Here is a 2,462-nt window from a genome sequence, read left to right on the forward strand (position 1 = left end):
GCGAAGCATCATCACGAATTTGACACCTGCCATTGGGGCGTCAGGACCACACGACTTTGCCGTCCGCGTCACGCGCCGTTCGTCAAAAGCGCATCAGCGTCCACCGCTCCCCGTCCCAACGTCAGTGACGATGGCCAACGCCCCCTCTCTCGGGACGGGATGGCAGGGAATAAGCAGGTGATTTGGGTCAAGAGTCAAGGATAATTTCGGAAAATCAGAAATTTCGTGAAGATGTGAAGGGGCGTGGCAATTGCCGTGTCTCACTTACGGGTGCGGTCCAGCACGGTCATCGTAATCCCGGTAGTCCCCGACCAAGGGTGATCCGCGCCTTCGCCGTTGGCGGTTTCGCTCCATGAAAAAGGCGTGTTCCTTGGGCCCGTACGGGCGTGGCCGCTCGCCGATGACGGCCCGCGTACCCATGAGGACTGGCTATGGCGCTGCCGAACCTGCTCGAGGACGAGTGCTTGCGATGAAACCAGTCACGCGCCGCGCTGCCCTGCAACTCGGGCTTTTTGGCTTGGCGGCAAGCCGATCGGCAAGGGTGGAGGCGCAAGCACAAAAGCCCGCTTGGGCCCTCAGCCTCGTCGACGCCGCGAGGAAGCAGATCGGCGTCACCACCCTCTACGATCCCAATTATCGGCGCATTCCCTATCCCGGCGGCGATGTTCCCGCCGATCGCGGCGTGTGCACCGATGTGGTGATCCGCGCGTATCGCACGGCCTTTGGTCTCGATCTTCAGAAGCGCGTGCACGAAGACATGGCGGCCGAGTTCTCCGCCTATCCGAGGGATTGGGGCATGAAGGCGCCCGATGCCAATATCGACCACCGCCGCGTGCCCAATCTCGCCAGCTATTTTCGGCGCAAGGGCGCGGGGCTGCCGGTGAGCGAAGCCGTCGGGGATTATAAAGCGGGCGATCTCGTCACCCAGATGCTGCCCGGCAATTTGGCGCACATCGTCATCGTCTCGTCCGGCTTTTCGAAAACGGCGCCCGGCCGCCCGATGGTGATACAGAATATCGGGCAGGGCGCGCGCGAGGACGATACGCTGTTCGACTTTCCGCGCACCGGCCATTATCGATTTGCACCGGTCTAGCGCCGTGTCCTGATTGTGAATCAGCGCGGCGCTTGCCTCGCGATCGACGCTCAACGGGGCGCTACAAAAAATATCAATCAGAAAGAAGATGTCCGGCCGATGTTTTCCAGATTGAAGAACCTTATCGCCGGCGGCTCGAAAGCGGCTCCCGTCGCGCACGACGGAGCGGTGGCCTATACGGGTCGGTCATCCGTAAAGCCGCGCCATATCCTGTGCATCCTGGGTGGGGATCGCGACCTGCAACCGCTCCGAGAGGCGGCCAATGCCGCGATTGCCAAGTTCGCCACCGGGTTCAGCATCGATGAGGCGTATTCTCAGGCCGAGCCGGATCAACAGATGAGCCGATCATTCTCGGTGTGTTGGGATCGCGTCGAGCCTGACGCCTGGACAACGGCAGATGAGGAAGCCGTCCGCCGTCACCAATCCGTGCTTTATGTGGTCGGCCCGCGCATGGCACAGGACGACGCCGTTGCGGTTTCGATCGGCGCTCTATTCCTGATCGACTGGTTGATCAAGGCAGGGGCTGTCGCGGTCAAGGGGGAAAGCGCGGGCGTCGCCCACGGGCTGCACCGATGGCGAGAACTGATCGGCATGGGTGCTGCCGCGATGGAGCACGATCATGGGTTGGCGCAGAGCCGCGTTTGCCGATGGGCGTTCGCCAAGCGGCCATTATCTTCGGGAAATTATCTCGAAAGCGTGGGCTTCCATCTGGCCGGGCTGCCAGATGTCCACGTTCCCCAATCGCGTGGGAGCGAGCGCGAGATCGTCGCCATCATGGATGACGTCGCCGACGAGATCGTTAAACAGGGAATCGATGCGGCATTGCGGGCGTATGATGCACGCTTGATCGACGATCGTTCTTACGAACAGGACGATTTTAAATTCAATCCGTATGGGATCGTCAAACTTGACTCTTGAGATGGAAGCCACATTCGACACAAAGCTCAAAGGGGTGGTTAGGCGCAGCAGTAACCCACCATCTTTCCGCTCGCCGAAACCGTTTTCCCTAGCGGTACGAACAACCTCCCAAGCTGCCCCGGCGATGTCCCTCGCTGGGGCCGTTTCTGAGGCCGCCTAAATTTTTGGGTCTGAGCAAAATTGATCACACTGGATCGTCGAAGCGGTCCATGCTTAGGCCATGGCATCAGAACCGACAGCGCTCACCGGTGAAGAATTTGCCTCCCTGCTTACGGTCGGTAACGTGCCTGTAAATGGCTTAGCGCCCGCGATCCCGGCCGCGCACAGCGCCAGATTGATCGCGCTGGGATACATGGCGGACATCGAGGGACGGTTGCGCATGACCACACCCGGACGATACCGGATGAATGCTGGGCAGATCGCCAGCTGAGGCGACCTGAAAGGACGAAAT

At 60.5% G+C, this 2,462-nt stretch carries 3 protein-coding genes; 2 read left to right on the top strand and 1 reads right to left on the bottom strand.

Features of this window, described 5'->3' with window-relative positions; translation table 11 throughout:
* Positions 1-469: 469 nt before the first annotated feature.
* Together GSQ88_RS21475 and GSQ88_RS21480 are read left to right on the top strand one after the other, a co-directional pair.
* On the top strand, positions 470-1,093 hold the full coding sequence (locus GSQ88_RS21475; RefSeq protein ID WP_159009752.1) for a DUF1287 domain-containing protein: 624 nt from the start codon (positions 470-472) through the stop codon (positions 1,091-1,093).
* A gap of 15 nt (positions 1,094-1,108) precedes the next feature.
* Complete coding sequence (locus tag GSQ88_RS21480; RefSeq protein WP_246784901.1) at positions 1,109-2,011, top strand: hypothetical protein; 903 nt, start codon at positions 1,109-1,111, stop codon at positions 2,009-2,011.
* Positions 2,012-2,224: 213 nt separating this feature from the next.
* Here GSQ88_RS21480 and GSQ88_RS35310 read toward each other — a convergent pair.
* A partial coding sequence (locus GSQ88_RS35310; protein ID WP_210253861.1) for a hypothetical protein occupies positions 2,225-2,462 on the bottom strand: 238 nt, incomplete at its 5' end.

Origin of the sequence: Bradyrhizobium sp. S69 (genome assembly GCF_009766005.1) — a bacterium.
In the GTDB taxonomy this organism is placed as follows: Bacteria; Pseudomonadota; Alphaproteobacteria; order Rhizobiales; family Xanthobacteraceae; genus Bradyrhizobium.